Below are 19,875 nucleotides of genomic sequence, written 5' to 3' on the forward strand. Positions count from 1 at the left end.
CTATTGCGGCTAAATTGATGATTTGCAGTATTTTGTCTTTTGATAATTCTAAACCCAGATAAGTTTTATGATTATGATGAATGCGTTAAAAATTCAGTTGGTCGCAGGTCTGCTTTGCATGATTAGCATTGGTGGATTTGCTCAGAAAGGCCAGTCGTTCTTCTTTATCCAGATGACGGATACGCAGTTTGGTTTTTTTACCGATAATAAGAGTTTTGAAAAGGAAACCGAAAATTTCGAGAAGGCTATTGCAGCAGCAAACCGCCTGCATCCCGCGTTTGTCATTATCACCGGAGATCTGATCAATAAACCCGCCGACCAGGCGCAGTTGCGTGAATACAAGCGCATTGTAGCCCTCCTTGACCCTTCAATCCCCATTTACCACGTGGCAGGTAATCACGATGTAACCAATGATCCCAAGCAGGGTGATATCGAAAAATACCGCAAGGAGCTTGGCAAAGACTATTACACCTTCAAGCACAATGGGATGCAGGGAATCGTTTTGAATTCTTTGTATTTTAAAAGTCCGGCTGGTGTAGAGAAAGAGGCTGCTGCCCAGGAAAAATGGTTAAAAAAACAACTGAAAACAGCCCGGCGTTCATCGGCTGCGCCTGTGCTTGTATTTCAGCACCACAGCTGGTTTTTGACTAATCCGGAAGAGAAAGACGAATACTTCAACATCCCTGCTGCAACCAGAAACAAGTTTTTGGCCCTTTTCAAACAGTATGGTGTGAGCCACGTATTCGCAGGGCACTACCACCGCAATGCTTTTGGTAAGTCAGAAAATATGGAAATGGTGACTACCGGGCCAGTGGGAAAACCATTGGGTAAAGATCCTTCCGGGTTTCGTATCGTTACTGTGTCAGAAAACAAAGTGAGCCACCAATACTACGAACTGGACAGTGTTCCTCAGAAAGTTCTTATAAAGTAGTTAATGCCGGTTGTGACATTTTCCTGTTTTGTTATACTAATTGAGAAAATGGTTTTGAATGTCACGCGATATGTCCTTAAAAGAAAATTTTCTTATTGCCATTCAGCAACACTCAGGTATAATCAACAGTATCTGCGCGACTTATTATGCCAGCCCGGATGATTTTAAAGATGCCCGGCAAGACTGCTGATGCTGCAATATATCATATGGGATGTCAGGCCGGAGGTGTTCTCATTTATGGACATCCCGCGCTGGTATGGTGTATTTTGGGCGATTGGTGTATTTCTAAGTCTCTCGTTGGGACATTATATTTTCAAGGTCGACGGGCAGAAAACGTCAGATACCGACCGCCTTGCAGTAATGCTGATAATCGGTACGCTGGTGGGAGCACGTTTGGGCCACATTTTATTTTATGATCCCCTATACTACTGGCAACACCCGATCAATATCTTACCTGTTTCATTTGAGCCGTCATTTCACTTCACAGGCTTTTCCGGACTAGCAAGCCACGGGGGCGGACTGGGCATGTTAGCAGCTGCATACATTTTCACCGCACGCAGAAAAAAAGACTTTTTATGGATACTGGACCGAATTGCGGTAATCGTACCGTTATGCGGCGCTTTCATCCGTTTGGGTAATTTGATGAATTCGGAAATGATTGGTATTCCGTCCGATTTACCATGGGCGTTCATTTTTACAAACATTGATAACATTCCCAGGCATCCGGGGCAATTATACGAGGCGATTTTATACGCGCTGGTTTTTGCATTGATGTTCTTTTTGTGGCGAGAGCGCCGTATGCGGATGAAGAACGGGGCCCTGCTAGGAATTATGATCTCTACTCTCTTCTCAATCAGGTTTCTGGTGGAGTTCCTAAAAATCAATCAGGAAGTTTTCGAAGACAGAATGGCTTTGAACATGGGCCAACTGCTGAGCATCCCCTTCATCGTGGTTGGCATTGTATTGACTATAACGCGGCTTAATCTCAGGCAGACCTGATCCGCCTGCCAAAACAAGAGTTAATAATACCTCATTGAAAATATTAAGTATCCCACGTTACGATTTAAGTAACCGGTAAATCAATAAAGTATTAGGCATGGATTTATTATAGAATTAGTTTTTAATTTAATAGAATTCAAACTACATATCTAAAAACCAATGCAGGCCTATGAACAAACACTTTCGAAGAACATTTCTTTATGCAACCTGCTGTCTCGGCATAAAGGTTGCCGCCATGGGACAGAATTCCAACGTGAATTACCCGATCACAAGCAGCACGGTAGTAACAGCAGTTCAGACAATAACTGCATCAAGCACGATTTCGGGGCCGACAAGCGTCGTTACATTTACCGCCGGGCAAACAATTAACTTCATCAACGGATTCACCGTTTCCGGAGTGTCCAACTTCACAGCACAGATTGGCGTGGCTACCGGGAGGACTTCCGCTGAACAGTTGTTGCCCGAAGATGAAGGCAGCAGTATTAAGATTTACCCCAACCCTATCCGGGACCTGGCGACCATCCAGATTTCCGGCAGCCGGAATACTTCTGCTGATATTGTCATTTATAACCTCAAAGGAGAAGAAGTGTCGCGCCTTGCAGCCAAAGAATCTAAGATCCACGGCGAACGGGAGGCAACATTTGACGCTACCCCCCTTCCCCCCGGACTTTATATCGTCGAGATCACAGAAGGTGAAAAAAGGACAATTAGCAAACTACTCAAACATTAAAGCTCATCAACAACATGAAAATTCAAATTTTACTTGCGGCACTTTTGATGTCCCTTGGCGCGTTCGCCCAAAACCAAATCTCAACTCCTTCACAAAAATCACTTAAAATCAATAGCGACACTTTACGACTATCATCCGGATATCTTAAGCTAAACGATGCCAGTTTGATTTCTGTGAAATCAACCAGCGGTGGGCAAAACTTATCAGTTGGAGTAAATAGTGGCAATTATGTAATCACAGGAAAATCGAATACTTCGCTTGGAGACAGCACAGGTAATGCGCTGACATCCGGATATGAAAACACGTTTTTAGGTTTCACTACCGGTAAGATAAATACCTATGGAAGAGAGAATACGTTCATAGGTGCCAATGTTGGTAAGAAAAACACGGGTGGTCATTATAATGTCTTCGTAGGCAGTCAATCCGGTAAAGCCAACGTAACGGGCGGAAATAACATTTTCATAGGCAGAGAATCAGGAGGTGCTAATACAGTTGGGAATAATAACATCTATCTGGGATATCAGTCCGGGGCAGCTGGCATTGATGCCGAAAATAACGTGATTATCGGGCACCAGGCGGGAAGGTCCTATGCAGGATCAGGAAATGTTTTCATAGGTTTCAAGGCAGGTTCCAACAGCGGTGGAACGCCCACGGGAGCGGCAGTCGATAACAAATTGATTATAACTAACAGAACCATCGACGGAAAGCCATTGATTGAGGGAGACTTTGCCAATGGAAGTAATCCGAGCAGGTTAATTTTATATGGCAAGACTGGTGTCACATCCAGTACCTCAACTTTCGTTTTTCCGGCTACGACCTATGGAACTTACAGCCTGTTTGTTAAAGGTGGCATTTTGGCCGAAGCAGTCACTGTATCAACAACCTGGGCGGACTATGTTTTTGACAAAGAATACAAACTGAAACCTCTATCGGAAGTTGAAAAGTACATCCAGGCAAATAAACACTTGCCAAACATTCCGGCAGCTGCCGAAATTGAAAGTGCAGGCATGAACGTTGGAGAGATGTCGAGATTGCAGCAAGAAAAAATCGAGGAATTAACGTTATATCTGATAGAACAGCAGAAGGTCGCAACCGCTCAGCAGAAAGAAATTGACGAACTGAAAGTTCTGGTAAAAACGCTTGTGGAAAGCCGTAAATAAAAAGCGCTATATCTTTTTCAGTTTACCAAAACAGATATTTTTGATGAAAAATATTCTTCAATTCTTTCTTTTTGCATTGTTAGCCTGCCCGGCAACAGCGCAATATGCTCAGAATACCTGGGACGGGTCCAGCAGTGATGACTGGAATAATAAAAGCAATTGGTCGCTTGATTCTGTACCAACACCTTGTCATCAGGTTGTCATTCCAGCTACTCCGCGCAATCCCAAGCTGACTTCTGATGTGTACCTTTCCAACCTTTCTTTTTCAGGAGGTGATCTTGTCACGAATGATTATAGTTCGAATTTCATTGTTGGTGGTGCTGGTTCGCCTCTGATTTATAAACGACAGACTTCCGGGCCAAGGGTTTTCAACACAGTTTATACGGTTCATAATGATCCTACTAAAACTTACGCGCTGCAGAAGTCAATCAATACCTGCGCTCCGATATTCCGTTTTGAAGTACAACCCGGTGATAACTGGCCCTCCGATACCGGTTCAACTCCGGGGAGCATCACAGATGGTAATCGCCAAAACGGTAGAATCAAGGAGCGTAGCGAGCTTTCACAGCCCAATATGAACATACCATTCAATGCGACGACTGACGTTACAATCTGGATGGCCTATTCCATGTATATTGAACCCGGAGCAAACGTTACGTACAACCTTAAAGACCATTATTGCTTTTTGGGGCAGTGGCACGGGTCCGGCAATGCTGATGCTTCATGGGATTTTTACTTCCGGGGGCAAGATTCTCTGGTATTGCAGACGCGCGGAATAGATCTATTTACCGGAAGTGAAAACTTGCTTGCGGTCAATCGAAAAGTATCGACGGTTTCGAGAGGAAGCTGGCACAATTTCGTAGTCAAGGTAACCCATAGTTTAAAGGGCACGGGAGCTGTCCAATGGTGGTTGGATGGAATCGAGCAATGCAACATTAACAATATATATGTTGGGTGGAATCGCACTACTGTGGGTTATTGGAAATTTGGGATTTATCGGACTGCCGCCAGCACAAGTGTACAAACGGACCTGGGAGTCCGATATGCCAATATGGAAGTCGGCACTTCAAGTTTGATCGACAGGGTGACCAATCCCAGGCCGCTGGAGTAAGCGGAAACAAGCCCCGGCTTCATTTGGTAAGATATAGGCTTGTTTAATTGACAAGCCTATATCTTAGACAGCTTTAAACCAAAATCATATCGCTTTTCAACAACCCGGCTGATCATTCCGATCTGTCCGCAGTGATACATGGTGTGTTTGATGTTCCAGTCAATCGCCTCCAATTTCGTGGTCGCAATAGGGTGCGGCGTTGGTGTCGGCTCCAAAGGGTCGCCGAGCTCAGCATTGGATAGCGACGTTAAAATAGCAATTGACTTTTGCTGCATTACTTGCAAAGCACTGAATAAAACATCGGCATTTACCTTGCCAACGGAAGTATGCGGACCGGCTACCGTAAACATATCGCTATACTCTTTGATGGGAAGCTTTTGGAGTATATCCATTTGATGCCCTTTGATGACCATTATCGAATGGAAATAGTGACTGACGATCAGATGTCCAACCTGCCAGTTGATACTGGAGTCAACCACTTCCGGGATGATTTCCCATTTGTCAGACGGCACAGCTTCAAGCAGCCGGTTTGTCCACTGATAGGCGTTAAGTGTCTGATCGATTAGCAGGTCAATTTCCGTCATAGCGGCGAAAAACTTAAAAGTTATTAGGTGCCGCGCACTTTGTCCAATAACCCATTATTACCCGAAGGGTATCACGCAATTCATCGAAATTATTGGGCTTGACAAAAAATCCCTGAGCGGAAGTGCTATAAGCATCGATCACCACTTTGTGGTTTAAAGCAGTAGTAAAGTATAAGTATGGAATACACTTAAGCTTTAATTCAGCATCATTATTGAGCTTCTCGCGTAACTCAAAGCCGCTAAGCCTTGGCAGGTTGATGTCAGACAGGATGAGAAACGGTAACTTGTCAGTGCTATGTAGGTATTCGAGCGCCACCTCCCCGTCCGGGAAGTACCTGCGCGCATTAGAATATCCTAGCACTTCAAATGCCTCTTCGAGTATAAATTGATCATCTGCATCATCTTCTATGATAATAATTTCTCCGTTTTTATTCATAGTATCGTAATGAATCCGTACTCCGCACAGCAGCAAAAATCATTCCCCTGTCCACAGTCGTATATTGTTGCGATCGCAAAAGGCTACATATATTATTTCCACTCTTCTGTTCCGGTGATCCCCAGTTCCTGCGGCCGGAACACGGGATCTTTGCCTGCGTCCTTTTGTTTTTGGTAATCCTTAAGTGCATCTAATGCGGGCTTTCTTAGCAAGAGGATAGCAATGATGTTGAGCCACGCCATGATTCCTACACCTATATCGCCAACCGTCCAGGCCAGGGCAGCTGTTTTGATAGAGCCATAGAACGTGGCGGCCATGATCAGGATACGTAGTCCCCAGAGCGCTGCTTTACTGTTTTTGTCACCGAGCAGGTAGCTCAGGTTCGTTTCGGCGATGTAGTAATAAGCCATCACAGTTGTGAATGCAAAAAACAAAAGTGCAACCGCGACGAAGCCGCTGCCCAGTGAGGGGAAATGGACATTAATAGCAGATTGAGTAAACTCGGCGCCCATCGCGGCTCCCGGAATGTGCTCCACCAAAAAGCCGCCTTCGGGATTAGCTACATTATATTGGCCTGTAAACAGGATCATCAATGCCGTAGCAGTGCATACGAAAAGCGTATCGACATAAACTGAAAACGCCTGAACAAGTCCCTGCTTGGCCGGGTGGCTTGTTTCGGCCGCTGCTGCTGCGTGGGGTGCTGTTCCCTGTCCGGCTTCATTGGAATAAACTCCGCGCTTCACGCCCCATAGTACCGCCATTCCGAAAATGCCGCCAAATGCCGGTTCCATATCAAATGCGCTGCGGAATATCAATGCAAACACTGCTGGTACCTCGGTGATGTTCAACCCGATTACGATCAATGCCATCAGAATGTAAGCGCCAGCCATGAACGGGACTACAAATTCGGCCACCTTGCCAATGCGCCTTACACCACCGAAGATGATCAGCCCTAGCAGCACAGTAACAAATCCTCCTGTAACCTCGACAGGAATATCAAATGCTGTCAGCGAACTGGTGGCAATGCTGTTGCTTTGCACCCCGGGCAAAAAGAGTGCAGTGCTGAGTATAGTAGCAAATGCGAACAGGTTGGCATACCATTTCATACCTAAACCTTTTTCAATGTAATAAGCCGGTCCGCCCCGATACTGACCATCCTGTACGGTTTTGTAAATCTGACCCAATGCTGCTTCCACGTAAGCCGAAGCAGCGCCTAAAAATGCAATGGCCCACATCCAGAACACCGCACCCGGCCCGCCCATAGCGATGGCCGTGGCTACGCCGGCAATGTTTCCCGTGCCGACACGACCCGAAATCGCAATCGCAAATGCCTGAAATGAAGACACTCCCTGCGCAGAAGCTTTTCCGCCAAACAGCAGCTTTACCATATCCTTGATATATCTCACTTGCAAAAACCGGGTTACAACAGAAAAGTAAATACCGGTCGCAAGACAAAGTCCGATTAAAGCTTTGCTCCAAATGAGATCATTAATAAAATTGACTGTTTGCTCCATTTTGTTGGCTTAAATAAATATAGGGGAGAATTTTGTTTGGCAGAATACCAAATAAAGCGAAATAATATCAAAACCAAGACAAGAATTTTGTTCTTTCCTAAAATGCATTTAGACCTATATTTGCCAAAAACAGCATTACACTTACCTCATCCACATGGCCAGAACCCCCATCGATCGCGTCATCCAACCTGTCAGCAAGTTCATCCACCAGGAATATACCAGTGGCATTGTGCTGTTTCTATGTGTCGTTGCAGCGCTGATCTGGGTCAATTCGCCATTTGGAGCGTCTTACCACCATGTCTGGGAAACGAGCCTTTCGGTTGGTTTTAATGGAAGCTTGTTTGATCATCCGCTGCACATCTGGATCAATGACGGACTGATGGCGATCTTCTTTTTTGTGATCGGGCTGGAATTGAAGCGGGAGTTTATGGCGGGGGAATTATCGAGTGCAAAAAAAGCTGCATTGCCCATGGTGGCTGCGCTGGGCGGGATGCTGGTGCCTGCGGGCATCTATTATGCATTCAATTACGGCACGGAATCAGCAGGCGGCTGGGGAATCCCGATGGCGACGGACATTGCATTTGCGCTGGGCTTGCTCTCGCTTTCAGGCAAGCACATTCCGCCTTCCGTAAAGGTTTTTTTATCTGCACTGGCCGTGGCGGATGATCTGGGTGCAGTGCTGGTGATCGCGTTTTTCTATACTGCCCACATCGATTTTAGCTATCTGATGTTCGGTTTCGGATTGCTTGTATTACTGCTGGCTGGCAATTTGCTGGGCATCCGCAGCACGCTTTTTTATCTGCTGGTGGGCATTGCGGTTTGGGCTTGTTTTCTGTTTTCGGGAGTTCATGCGACCATTGCGGGTGTGCTGGTGGCGTTTACGATTCCCGCACGCACCAAGATCAATGAATTGGAATATATAGAGCAGATCGACGAACAATCCAGAGCATTTGAAGTGGCCATTCCGCTGCACGGACCGCTGATGACATCTGACCAGCACCAAATTATTGAAGAAATAAAGAGGATCAGCATCGACGCACAAACGCCTCTGCAAAAGATCGAATATGCCTTACACCCCTGGGTGGCTTTCCTGATCATGCCGCTCTTTGCCATCGCCAATTCGGGTATGCACATTGGCAGCGACTTTTTTTCCGCGCTCATTAATCCGGTCAGTTTCGGTGTCATGTTCGGACTGGTAATCGGCAAGCTGGTCGGAGTTTTTGGTTTTACCTGGCTGATGGTCCGCCTCGGCATTGCCGACCTGCCGCGACTCGTAAACTGGAAGCACATTTTCGGGGTCGCATTGCTCGCCGGTGTCGGATTTACGATGTCATTATTTGTTACAAACCTCGCATTCGCCGATGAGCTGCACATTGATGCTGCCAAGTATGGTATCCTGCTTGCCTCGGTTGTTTCAGGCACGGCCGGAATTGTCTATTTGCGCACCACCTCCAAGCCGGTATTAAGTTAAAGTAAGAGCTAATAATGTAAGTGCTGCCCAGTTAATGCATCAGCCGCTCAATGTCTTCGAGCTCGCCAAACAGCACCAGCACCTCATTTTCGCGCAAAACCGTATCAGGTGTGGCGATGCCGGAGGCACGTTTGAAGATTTTGGCCAGCCCTCCCTCTGAACCTTTGGATAAGGTGAGCACTGTCAGCACGATCACATTGTAACGCTTGGTCAGGTCGGCTTCGGCGAGTGTCATGCCAATGTAGCGTTCAGGGACTTTGGTTTCGATAATGCTGTATTTTTCGGAGATTTTAAAAGAATCTACAATGCCCGAGTTGTCAAGCCGCATGGCCAGACGCTCGGCCGATTCCTCTTCCGGCACCACGTATTCTTCAATCTGCATGGCTTCCAATACAGTTCGCTGCAAGTCCGATACTACCCTTCCGATGATCTTTTTTACATTAAGCTGTTTGAGCAGCGCAGTTGTAAGCAGCGATGAAGCTTCGTCTTCCCCGATGGCAACAACCACCGCGTCGCAATCTTTGAGCGGCAGCGAACTGACTGCATTTTTATCCGTACAATCCATACACACTGTGTGCGTGATCTGTTCTTTCAGCTGCGAGACTTTCTGCATGTTCTTATCGACGCCAATGGTTTCGTGCCCAAGTTCGGTCAGTCTGGTTGCAAGCGCCTTGCCGAAATTTCCTAGTCCTAAAATGATGTATTTCATAGTGTTTTAAAGATTAACCTGCTCTGGCGGAAGGTGGTAATTTTGCGGCTTGGCCTTTTTGATCAATGCAATCAAAAGCGTCATCGACCCTACCCGGCCCACGAACATGGTCACAATGATTACCAGTTTGCCTGCATTGCTCAGGTTTGGCGTAATGCCCAGACTGAGCCCGGTGGTCGTAAATGCTGAAAAGCTCTCAAATGCGAGTGAAAGCAATGTCTTTTCGGGATCGGTGATGGTGAGCGTAAACACAGATACGCCCAGAAAGACCAGCGAAAGGCTGATGATCCCGAAAGCGCGTGCAAGCGAATCTTCGGAAACCATTCGTCCCAGCACTTCAATGCGGTCGCGCCCCCTTGCCAACCGAACAATGTTCAAAGCCGCAATGGCAAATGTAGTAACCTTAATACCGCCACCCGTTGAACCCGGCGCCGCACCGATCCACATCAACAGCAAAATGAGCATGATCGTAGAAAATGCCAGGCCCTCCATAGGCACGGTGTTGAACCCGGATGAGCGCGGACTGGTGCCGATAAAAAGTGCGGTTACCATCTTGCCCGTCAGCGTTTCATGGTCTTGCAGCGTATGATTGTATTCGAGGATAAATGACAATGCAAATCCCACCAGGATCAGCCAGAAAGTGGTATAAGCAATGATCTTTGAATTAAATGCAACAACGACCAGGCGGTGCTTGATAGGCCGGCCGTGAAATACCTTGCGATAAACATTTAAAACACCTCTTTTCAGGAAATCATATATGTTAAAAATAACAGCAAACCCCAGCCCACCCAAGACGTAAAGGAGGATAATACCGAGCTGAAAAGCATAATTAAACCGGATCGCCGGGTGATGCAGCCCGTGCTCGAAAGTGGAAAATCCAGCATTACAGAAGGCGGTGATCGCATGAAAAACAGTAGCGTACAACCGCTCGCCTTCGCCAGGAAATAGGCTGCTGTCCAACGTAAAAAAGATCACAATCCCGCCGATAATTTCAAACAGAAAAGTAACGAAGACAATCTTGTAAAGACTCGAAATTACTGTGCTGACTTTGTTTTCACCCAGCAGTTCGGTGAACATCAGTTGATTTTTATACGAGAATCCACCCGAAAAAAAGTAGCCAAAAAATCCCGTAAAGGTCATAATACCCAGCCCGCCAACCTGTACGAGCATCAGCAGTACCGTTTGTCCAAACCGGGTCAGGTCGGCAGTAATGTCAATGCCCGAAAGTCCGGTAATGCACACGCCGCTGGTTGCCAGGAACAATGCATCGATGAAACTGAGCTGTTGCTGATACGTGGATTTAGGGAGTAAAAGCAGGGCGGTCCCGATCAGGATCAGCAGCAGGAAACTGATCACAAACAGCAATGTAGGGTTGAAATAAAACTGATCAAAAAACAGTGTTTGCTTCGAGATCTCCACCACCAGCAATGCAAATATCCCCAAATACATCCATTCGGGCTTGACAAGGTGCGTCCCGGCTGCACCAGCAAAGTGATAATTATCGATCAGCGTTACAGCCAGGAAATAAAAGCACAAGATCGCCTCACTGACCCTGGATGTTATGGTGGACCGGCTTTTGAATGCAGTAACGGTTTTGAGGATCAATGCCAGCGTAAAAAAGTAGAAGCACCACTCCAGGCCCCTGTTCACAAAGCGTTCGATCACTTCGTCGCGATTGTAACCAATGTGAAAGATCACTGTGAGGGCACAGATCACGCTCATGATGAGTATGACCTTATCCATCGATTTTCTCAGAAAAAGGATAGATTCGCTGGTCATGGAATGTTTGCTGTGATAATCATGTCTGGCTGCTTTTCCCGGGATAGTAGGCTTGGTATTTTTGCAAAATAACAATGCCCGTGCTATTCCCAAGATTTTCAGGCAAACTATCCCTGACATTAGTCAGATCACACAGTTCCGGATAAGCAAATGCGAATGGTTAGCTACATCGGCCAAAACGTTAAACGGCTTTGTTGAATTTAAAGAACCACACCTTTAACCAGTCGGCGGTGAGCATGTACGCTGTCAGGATACCGAGTAAAATCAACACCTGCTTTCCTGCAACAGCTGTCAGCCCAAGCGAAGAGGAGACGGGAGACCAGGGAAGGTAAATGGTCAAGATCAACGCAGTAACCGTGATAGCTAATAGCAGGTTGCCCGGCTTACTTTTGAAAAAAGATACATTCGTACGGATTACCAGCAAAATCAACAACTCGGTAATCACCGATTCAAGGAACCAGCCTGTACGAAAAGCAGCCCCTGTCAGGTGAAAATGAAAATACAAGACATAGAACGTCAAAAAATCAAACAGGGAACTATGCAGCCCAAATACGATCATAAAATTCCGGATCAGTTTCATGTTCCAGCGACCGGGCGAAGCAAGCTGCTGATCATCTACGTTATCGGATGCAATTGCCAGCGCAGGCAAGTCTGTGATGAAGTTTGTAAGCAAAATCTGCTTGGGCAGCATTGGCAGAAAAGGCAGTAAAAGTGAAGCCGCAGCAACACTGAACATATTCCCGAATGTGGCACCTGTTGTGATGAAAATGTATTTCATCGAGTTTACAAATGATTTTCTTCCCTCCTGGATCCCATCCGCCAATACGGAAAGATCTTTTTCCAGCAGAACAAAATCAGCCGCTTGTTTAGCAGCGTCCACGGCATTACTCGTTGAAATACCTGCATCAGCTGCATTAATCGCTGCCACATCATTGATCCCGTCGCCGATATAGGCCACAACCTGTTTGGCCGCTTGCAGTGCTTTCACAATCCGGACCTTCTGATGAGGCTCTATTTCTGAAAACACATCTGTTTTGAGTACCCTGTTCAGAAGCGCTTCCGGCGACATTTGGTTCAGCTCGTCCCCCGTCAGTATCTGGGGCTGGCTGATGCCAAGTTGCTGCGCGATATGCGCCGCCGCATAACGGTTGTCTCCGGTAATGATCTTGAATTGCACCTGCATTGCTCTAAGCCTCTCAATAGAAGCGAGGCTGGATTCTTTCAACGGATCTTCCAACAGCAGATACCCCATGAATGTCATAGATCTTTCATCATCGCGGGTCATTTTATTTCCTCCAAACACCTTTGACGCAATGCCGAGCACACGGTAGCCTTCTTTGGAAAAATCTTGGAAACGATCATTGATATTGCGTCGCATCTGTTCGTCAAGAGGCTGTAACTCCCCTGTTTCTGACTTCACAAATTCACAAACTTCAAGAATATTAGCCAGAGCCCCTTTGCTGATAATGGTTGCCTTTTCTTCAAAGCCCACCAGAATACTCAGCCTTTTCCGGATAAAATCGTAAGGTATTTCTCCGAGCCTGACATAACCGTGTTTATCGATATCCAGCGCGCAGATCGCCTCATCTACCGGGTTTGTAAAGCCTTGCTGCATGGATGCATTCAAAAACGCAAACAACCGGACCTGCTCATCCGATCTACCGTATACGTCGACAAAATCCTTGGCGACTACCGTGCCCTCTGTGATGGTTCCGGTTTTGTCCGAGCATAAAACCCCTACCTCGCCAAAATTGAAAATGGATGAAAGCTTTTTAACAATCACTTTCTTTTTCATCATTCTTTGCGCTCCGGAGGCCATTGCCACAGTCATAATAGCCGGAAGCAACTCTGGCGCCATTCCGATTGCCAGGGCGAGGGAAAACAGCAGTGAATCCAGAAGGGGTTTGTGGAAATAAATATTAATTGCAAAAATGATCAGCGTCAAACCCGCCGTGATCTGCAACAGGAAATAACCAAATTGTTTGATGCCCCTTTCGAACGCTGTCTCCTGTGTATCTGAAAGGCTGGCGGCTATTTTCCCAAAAATGGTTTCCGATCCGGTATAAACTGCTACTGCTGACGCGGTCCCGCTGACGACATTGGTACCTTGCCAGAGGCAGTTCAAGGTTTTCGCCAGAGGAGCGTCCTCGTCGGATATGCCCTCCATTTTTTCTGCGGGGTAACTTTCACCGGTAAGACTGCTTTCATTCACATGAAGCTCATTGCTTTCGATAATCCGGCAGTCTGCGGGAATAATGTCACCGGCTTTAAGGCGAAGAATATCTCCTGGCACAATTTCATCTGTATTGACCATTTGCTCAGCCCCATTGCGGACAACAAGGCTTTTGATTTCGATCATTTGCCGAAGTTTCTCAACTGCTTTTCCCGCGTGAAGCTCCTGCCAGAAACTCAGCAAGCCCGTGATGATAAGGATAAAAAAGATGATCAAAGTATCCGAAACTTCTCCAAAGAAGGCCGAAAGCATGACGGCAATCACAAGCAAGAGCACCAGCGGACTGGTAAATTGCCTGATAAATATTTTCAGGCTTTGTTTAAACTCCGAGTCGCCGACAGTTTTCTTTAAACTTTCCTTTTGCCGCTCCCTGACAAGCTCATCCTTCAAACCTTGTTCATTACTGCTAAGTAGTTCAAGAACATTGCTTAATGACAGGCTGCGGATATTGTTTACGTACATGATTTGCAGAACATTTAAATATTGGCATGCAAGATTTAAATGCAAAGGTCATCAAGGTATAAGGCTGCATATATGATTTTGGTCAGCTAAGAATATGAGCTGAAAACGGGCAAAATAACGGGATTGAGTGATCAAAATCATAATCTGGACTAAGCCCCGTCAAAGCATTAAAGTCCACGATTCCGTTATTTTATTTTTGAAAATGGACTGGCTCCGCAACTAACCAAAAACATGATGTTATGAAAAATATTCTGGTTCCCTGTGACTTTTCGAAAGCCTCTGAGCAGGCACTTCGATTTGCTGTTGAAATTGCGGCTATTAGCCAGGGAGAAGTAACCGTTCTACACGTCATCAACCTGACTCCCAATTACATTGAGACCCTTGAAACAAATCCTTATTATGTTGATTCAATGTCAATTCTTGCTGAACTGAAACGACAGGCCGCTGCTGATTTTGATGAATTAAGGCAGAAGGTAGATACCGGAAATGTTCCTGTGAAACTCGCTATTGAACAAGGTCTGTTCAATCACGCCATTTTGAAATCTATTCACCAGCAGAATGCTGACCTTGTTGTAATGGCAACAAAAGGTGCCAGCGGGCTCAGCGAAATGCTCATTGGCTCCAATACTGAGAAAATTGTCCGAAGCGCTCCGGTTCCTGTTTTCGCCATTCACAAAAACCAGAAAGTACAGCAAATCAAAAACATCATTTTTCCTACCAACATCGAATTGAATCAAAGCGGCTTGCTGGAAAAAGTGAAAGCATTGCAAACGTTTTTCAATGCGAGACTTCATTTACTTCATGTGAAAACCCCTGAATCCAAACAGAAGGACCAGGAACTGAAAATGGCATTGACAAACTTTGCGCGGTTTTACGAATTGGAGAACTACCTGGCAGTGGTCAAACAAGCGAAAACAGAGGAAGAAGGAATTCTAAAATATGCGCGACAAGTCGAATTCTCAATGATCGCGATGCATACGCACGGGCAGACCGGCCTGACACACCTGATCCTTGGCAGCATTGCGGAAAACATCGTAAATCACTGCCCCGAAGCCGTCTGGACCTACACTGCGCACGAGGCCTAGATTCCCCCGGTTTGCCGGACAAACAGCTTCTCAGGAACATCTATTAACCTTCGAAGCCAAATTGTGATATATGCTATGCGTTTCAATTTGTTTTATAATATCTGGCGCCGCAAATCTTCACATTGAATACCTGCGGCAATTAAATCGATTACTTCTTAAGGATGAATTCCTTCGTAATTTCATTGTAGCCGGAAAAAATTCCGTAGCCCCCAGTAATGTTTGTATATCTTGGAAAAGGTGGCATAAAAGCCGTAATAAGTTCAGTTTCGGTATAATAGGTTTTGCAAAATTCATAATAGCTTTTACTGATCTGTCTCGTGGACACTGTAACTTTATCCAGCGCAGTCCAGTCAACTTCTTTGCCAAATTGATCATTCAGCTCCACCCCTTTTCTCAATATTATCTTTCCGTTTTCAGCACATAAATCTGATAATACGATGTTGGACCGGTAACGGAATTGGCAGGGGTCTTCGAAATCATCCATCGGCCTGTCCAGGTCGAATATGCTCGTTCCAAATGTATCCTTGCCAATGCTCCTTTTAACGATTACCATATAATAGTTCTCTTCATTTGGGTGGTCCTGTATACTGATGATCAACTCTTTAGAGGGTGTTCCCGGGTTGAATTTCGAATCGATCGATCGGCCGAATTCATAATTGATAACAACCGGCGCAGTCGGCATCATTTCCAGAGCCGTTGAAGCCGGCGGCAACCCGAGTGCTTCTACTTCGATTCTGTATCGGCTCCCTGACAGCCATTTGCGACCGGAGCCGGACATGTAGATACCTTTACTATGGTACTTGAGTGTTTCCAGGAAGCCGTGCTCATCGAACAATCCGACCGTCGCGTTTGCAATCCCCTCGATGTAAGTAGATTTACCGGTTGGCGGATAGGTTTTCTGTACCTCTATCCGCACCGTATCGGTGGTGTTTACCTGACCGAAAAGCACCAGTTTGTCACCTTCATAAGGCAGCTGCAGGTTGACACCCCGTTCTTTGCAACCGACCAGGATCAAAAATGACAACAAAATAATAATCAGCTGTTTCATCAAAATGTAACTGTATGACTGAAATAAGGTAGGAACGGAAGTACGCCGACCTTGTTAACGGATCCAACAAAACCGGTAAAAGGCTGAGAAGGAGCGGGTCTATTTGAAGGCTGAAGATGAACAGTCAAATAATAGGGATTTAGCCTATTGTAAAGATTATAGACACCCAGTGTCATGCGGCCGCGCCGTTTAAGGTCAAAGCTGGCGCTGAAATCGAGTCGGTGATAGGCGGGTAGCCTGACACTGTTCCTGTCCCCGTAAATGAATTCCGGATAATTGGGATTAAGCTGACCTTCATCGAATTCTTTGTACACCGCTATGGGCACAGTTACCGGCGCTCCTGACTGGTATACCCACGCTGCGGAAAAAGTGGTATTTGTAATAGGGCCGGTATAGCTTCCGACAAGCGAGATTACGTGCCGGCGGTCAAAATTAGAAGGATACCATGTCCCTCCGTTGATCTTATCGAAGCGCCGCTCATTTCTGGACAGGGAATAGCCAACCCATCCAGTAAAATCTCCTTTGGTCTTGTTGATGAACACTTCTATCCCGCGAATCCTGCCCACCCCGTTTTGTTCAATAAGGCTTTGCCAGGATTTGTTGAAGCTCATCAGGAAACTGCTGTTAGCAGAATAGTCTATCAGGTTGGATAACGATTTGGTATAGGCATCAATGCTGACTTCTATCTGGCTTCCGACCGTTTTAGAAATACCTGCCGTATATTGTTCGGAGGAAGAAGGTTTGATATGTTCGGTTGCGGGCACCCACACATCGTTGGGCAGGCCAACGCTATTGCTAGTCAGCAAATGAATGTATTGGTTCATCCTGGAATAGGCGCCTTTTAACGCAAAATCTCCCGGCAAGATAAAATTCACAGTAGCCCTGGGCTCGAAGTTTTGATAGTTTTTTGTGTTGACATGCATATTTACCACCCTTCCGCCCACATTCGTCTTCAACCATTTGCCAACAGCTAGTTCATATTCCAAAAACGCCGCAGCTTCATTTGTAGAAACGGACGCATTCATCTTTGACAGTGAATCAGCAGGAAGCGCAATGCTAGTCTTGACCGACATCGGCCTGTACCTGTACAGCGAAGCCTGCACCCCGGCGCGGAGCGTGTGACCGGATCCCGGAAACCATTCGATCGAAGTCTTGTTGGTCAGGTCATTCACAATGGAGGCTGATTTGATAAAGCTCGTCTTGTCCCACTTCCGCCCGTCCTTTTCAAAGCTTTTTGTAGAAATTCCATAATGGTACCTGGAAAAAGACAGGATGCTTTTGAGGAACAGTTTGGGCCGGATAATATAGTTATACCTCGTTGTCATCGTTGTGTTTCCCCACGTAAGGCCCATTCTTCCGCGGTTATCGTCAGACCTTTCTCCGGCAGAATAGAAGTCGTTACCATGGTAGAGACTGAGAAATACCTGGCTTTTAGGATTCAGCTGATAGTTGATTTTTGCATTCAAATCATAGAGCCAGTAGTTGAAATAGTTGGCCGATTTTCCGGCTTTGTATAACAGGTATTTTGGGAGCAGAAACAAGGTAAGATAGGATGTTCTTGCCGCGATTAGGTAGCTGGATTTGCCGTAATGTTTTTCCTTCATCGACAGCGGGCCTTCCCAAAGCATCCGGGAGCTGACCAACCCGATGGTGCGTTCGGTTTTTCGCTCCATTTTGTTCCCTTCCTTCATCGAGATATCGAAGATTGACGAAAGTCGGCCGCCATAACGAGCCGGGAAGCCGCCCTTGTACATTTCGACGTTCTTGACGGCATCCGTATTGAATATTGATACGAGCCCAAACAGGTGGGCGGTATTATAAACGGGCGCGTCATCGAGCAATATTAGGTTCTGGTCCGGCGTGCCGCCTCGTACCAGCAGCCCCGTTGTTCCCTCGTTCCCGGTAGTGACGCCCGGGGTAAGCGCTAGGGCTTTTACGATATCGGCCTCACCAAACAGGATCGGAACAGCCTTTAACCTATTTACGGGGATGCTCAGGTACCCGACACTGGATTGGGAAAGGGTGCTCTTGGCTTTGACCAACACTTCGTCGAGTTTGAAGCTGGCAGGGGACAGACGGATGTTCAGCGTGGTGTCGGTAGTCGTATGAAGATCGAGAGTCAGAGATTCATAGCCTACGCAAGAGATGTTCAGCCTGGAACTACCCGAAGGCGATGTCAGGATAAAATACCCGTAAGTATTTGAAACCGTCCCTGATGACTTTCCTTCGTTGCGTACATTCGCTCCAATTATAGCTTCCCCAGTCTCCGCATCAGTAACATGACCGTTGAGGATGACATTCTGGGAAAAACAAAATGTCGAGTTAAGAAGAAAAACAATCAAAAATAATCTGTGAACGTGTCCGGCAATCTGTATCACCGGGCACGTTCTAATCAAAACTGCAAGAATTAGCGCGTTTCTGTACATGCATGAAATTGTCCATCAGTACCAATCCCGCTTGCTGTTACCGAAGCTGTTGCCCGGTAATTATTCCCCCAACCGTTGGCCGTTGCAATTTCATCTTCATTATAAGCAACAACTTCGGTCAAAGTTCCCGGAAAATACCCACCATTGTCATCCAGGTAAGCTACGTTACCATTTATCCTTAACTCACTTGTCTCACTATTATGCCATACGAACGCTGTCCTTTTCCTATGCTGAGCAATCATTATCACCGAATTAAACTTACCACTGAAATCGGCAGTCCAATTACCCGACGGGTTGACGGAAGTTGAGCCTATTAAAATAAAAATTCCCTTAAACCTATATTTAGTGTCGTATGTACTGGTACATGATTTATCTAAATCCAAAACGCCGTTTTCTCGCAGATTTTTAGATTCCTTAGTAATTATCTGATTCGCTATTTTGAGATGATTACTATTCTCGTTTGGAGATTTAAAAACCTTTTGAATTTTTGCCTCATTATAGGAGTCGATTTTTATCAACCTATCCTTTTGCAGTTTAAATGCATCTTTACCGATTAACAGCAATCCCTCGTGATTGAAGAGCCTTGCCATAATAGGGTGATCTGTAACTGCTGCCGCTTCTTTTTCGCCGTTTTCCATCCTTATCTGTAGTACGTTCTCATACCCCTTGATCGAATTCTGTTGAGCGATTTTTTCAAAGTCTGTGTCTTTCAGGTTATCGTATGCGGATTTCATCGAAGTGAATCCCTTATGCTGACTCTCCCATGCATCTAAATACTCGTGGTCTTGATTTTTCATCAATTCGTCGAACACCTTGTCAAAATGGGCTTGATTTTCAAAGCTTAAACGCCCCGACTTAACTTCTATTGTTTCCAATTTGTCTACTACTGGATGTTCATCCTTGGAACAACCTTGAAACAAGCCGCAAAAAAATGCTAAAGCTAGCACCTTAGTACAAGTGGTTTTCATACGTTTTTGAAGTTTAAATTGTGAAAGGATATGATAATTTTTTTGACGTCTCTTAATGATGTATTCGACTGGTGATTTGCTTGAATGGATCGTTCAACCCGTGTTTGTGGAATTGAATAGTGCGTAGGAGCAATTACAACTGTGCGATGTTTAACTTGGAAGAAAGGTACTTCAACATTAAGCTCCCTTTAAAAAAAAATCGACCATTAAGGACGGACATTCGACGAAC

At 45.8% G+C, this 19,875-nt stretch carries 16 protein-coding genes; 7 read left to right on the plus strand and 9 right to left on the minus strand.

The genetic code is table 11. The features are described 5' to 3' along the window. The first annotated feature begins 73 nt into the window (after nt 1-73). The 5 genes from AC1XTG_RS02385 to AC1XTG_RS02405 all read left to right on the plus strand — a co-directional run bounded on the left by AC1XTG_RS02385 (nt 74) and on the right by AC1XTG_RS02405 (nt 4,931). Nucleotides 74-931, plus strand: coding sequence for a metallophosphoesterase (locus AC1XTG_RS02385; RefSeq protein WP_484840857.1), 858 nt, complete (start codon nt 74-76; stop codon nt 929-931). A 189-nt stretch (nt 932-1,120) separates the two neighbouring features. After that, on the plus strand, nt 1,121-1,930 hold the full coding sequence (gene lgt, locus AC1XTG_RS02390) for a prolipoprotein diacylglyceryl transferase (RefSeq protein WP_484840858.1): 810 nt from the start codon (nt 1,121-1,123) through the stop codon (nt 1,928-1,930). Nucleotides 1,931-2,099: 169 nt separating this feature from the next. After that, nucleotides 2,100-2,660 (plus strand): T9SS type A sorting domain-containing protein, encoded by a 561-nt coding sequence (locus AC1XTG_RS02395; protein WP_484840859.1) that lies wholly within the window; start codon nt 2,100-2,102, stop codon nt 2,658-2,660. A gap of 14 nt (nt 2,661-2,674) precedes the next feature. Further along, a complete protein-coding gene (locus AC1XTG_RS02400) occupies nt 2,675-3,820 on the plus strand; it encodes a hypothetical protein (protein ID WP_484840860.1) in 1,146 nt (381 codons plus the stop codon). After that, nucleotides 3,801-4,931, plus strand: coding sequence for a heparin lyase I family protein (locus tag AC1XTG_RS02405; RefSeq protein WP_484840861.1), 1,131 nt, complete (start codon nt 3,801-3,803; stop codon nt 4,929-4,931). The genes AC1XTG_RS02400 and AC1XTG_RS02405 overlap by 20 nt, the downstream gene beginning before the upstream one ends. Nucleotides 4,932-4,987: 56 nt before the next feature. Here AC1XTG_RS02405 and AC1XTG_RS02410 read toward each other — a convergent pair whose 3' ends face one another. The 3 genes from AC1XTG_RS02410 to AC1XTG_RS02420 form a co-directional block, all read right to left on the minus strand. After that, nucleotides 4,988-5,515, minus strand: a complete 528-nt coding sequence (locus tag AC1XTG_RS02410) for a DinB family protein (protein ID WP_484840862.1) — start codon at nt 5,513-5,515, stop codon at nt 4,988-4,990. A 13-nt stretch (nt 5,516-5,528) separates the two neighbouring features. Further along, a complete protein-coding gene (locus AC1XTG_RS02415; protein ID WP_484840863.1) occupies nt 5,529-5,951 on the minus strand; it encodes a response regulator in 423 nt (140 codons plus the stop codon). Nucleotides 5,952-6,043: 92 nt separating this feature from the next. After that, nucleotides 6,044-7,465, minus strand: coding sequence for an alanine/glycine:cation symporter family protein (locus AC1XTG_RS02420; RefSeq protein WP_484840864.1), 1,422 nt, complete (start codon nt 7,463-7,465; stop codon nt 6,044-6,046). A gap of 154 nt (nt 7,466-7,619) precedes the next feature. On the opposite strand from AC1XTG_RS02420, the gene nhaA reads away from it, so the two are divergent. Beyond that, nucleotides 7,620-8,936: a Na+/H+ antiporter NhaA gene (gene nhaA / locus AC1XTG_RS02425; protein WP_484840865.1), complete on the plus strand. Its 1,317-nt coding sequence runs from the start codon at nt 7,620-7,622 to the stop codon at nt 8,934-8,936. Between the two features lie 31 nt (nt 8,937-8,967). On the opposite strand, the gene AC1XTG_RS02430 is transcribed toward nhaA, so the two are convergent. The 3 genes from AC1XTG_RS02430 to mgtA form a co-directional block, all read right to left on the minus strand. Beyond that, on the minus strand, nt 8,968-9,645 hold the full coding sequence (locus AC1XTG_RS02430) for a potassium channel family protein (RefSeq protein ID WP_056287376.1): 678 nt from the start codon (nt 9,643-9,645) through the stop codon (nt 8,968-8,970). A 6-nt stretch (nt 9,646-9,651) separates the two neighbouring features. After that, nucleotides 9,652-11,424, minus strand: coding sequence for a TrkH family potassium uptake protein (locus tag AC1XTG_RS02435; protein ID WP_484840866.1), 1,773 nt, complete (start codon nt 11,422-11,424; stop codon nt 9,652-9,654). Between the two features lie 181 nt (nt 11,425-11,605). Continuing rightward, nucleotides 11,606-14,119 (minus strand): magnesium-translocating P-type ATPase, encoded by a 2,514-nt coding sequence (mgtA, locus tag AC1XTG_RS02440; RefSeq protein ID WP_484840867.1) that lies wholly within the window; start codon nt 14,117-14,119, stop codon nt 11,606-11,608. Nucleotides 14,120-14,358: 239 nt separating this feature from the next. On the opposite strand from mgtA, the gene AC1XTG_RS02445 reads away from it, so the two are divergent. Further along, on the plus strand, nt 14,359-15,204 hold the full coding sequence (locus AC1XTG_RS02445) for a universal stress protein (protein ID WP_484840868.1): 846 nt from the start codon (nt 14,359-14,361) through the stop codon (nt 15,202-15,204). A gap of 148 nt (nt 15,205-15,352) precedes the next feature. Here the strand turns inward: AC1XTG_RS02445 and AC1XTG_RS02450 are convergent, their stop codons facing one another. The 3 genes from AC1XTG_RS02450 to AC1XTG_RS02460 all read right to left on the minus strand — a co-directional run bounded on the left by AC1XTG_RS02450 (nt 15,353) and on the right by AC1XTG_RS02460 (nt 19,646). Continuing rightward, nucleotides 15,353-16,252 (minus strand): DUF4249 domain-containing protein, encoded by a 900-nt coding sequence (locus AC1XTG_RS02450; RefSeq protein ID WP_484840869.1) that lies wholly within the window; start codon nt 16,250-16,252, stop codon nt 15,353-15,355. Next, nucleotides 16,252-18,594, minus strand: coding sequence for a TonB-dependent receptor (locus AC1XTG_RS02455; protein WP_484840870.1), 2,343 nt, complete (start codon nt 18,592-18,594; stop codon nt 16,252-16,254). The genes AC1XTG_RS02450 and AC1XTG_RS02455 overlap by 1 nt, the downstream gene beginning before the upstream one ends. Before the next feature lie 65 nt (nt 18,595-18,659). Then, the gene (locus tag AC1XTG_RS02460) at nt 18,660-19,646 is read right to left on the minus strand and encodes a hypothetical protein (protein WP_484840871.1); all 987 of its coding nucleotides are present in this window, start codon (nt 19,644-19,646) and stop codon (nt 18,660-18,662) included. Nucleotides 19,647-19,875: the final 229 nt, after the last annotated feature.

The sequence above is a fragment of the Dyadobacter sp. HNCC25DJ183 genome, assembly GCF_056895175.1.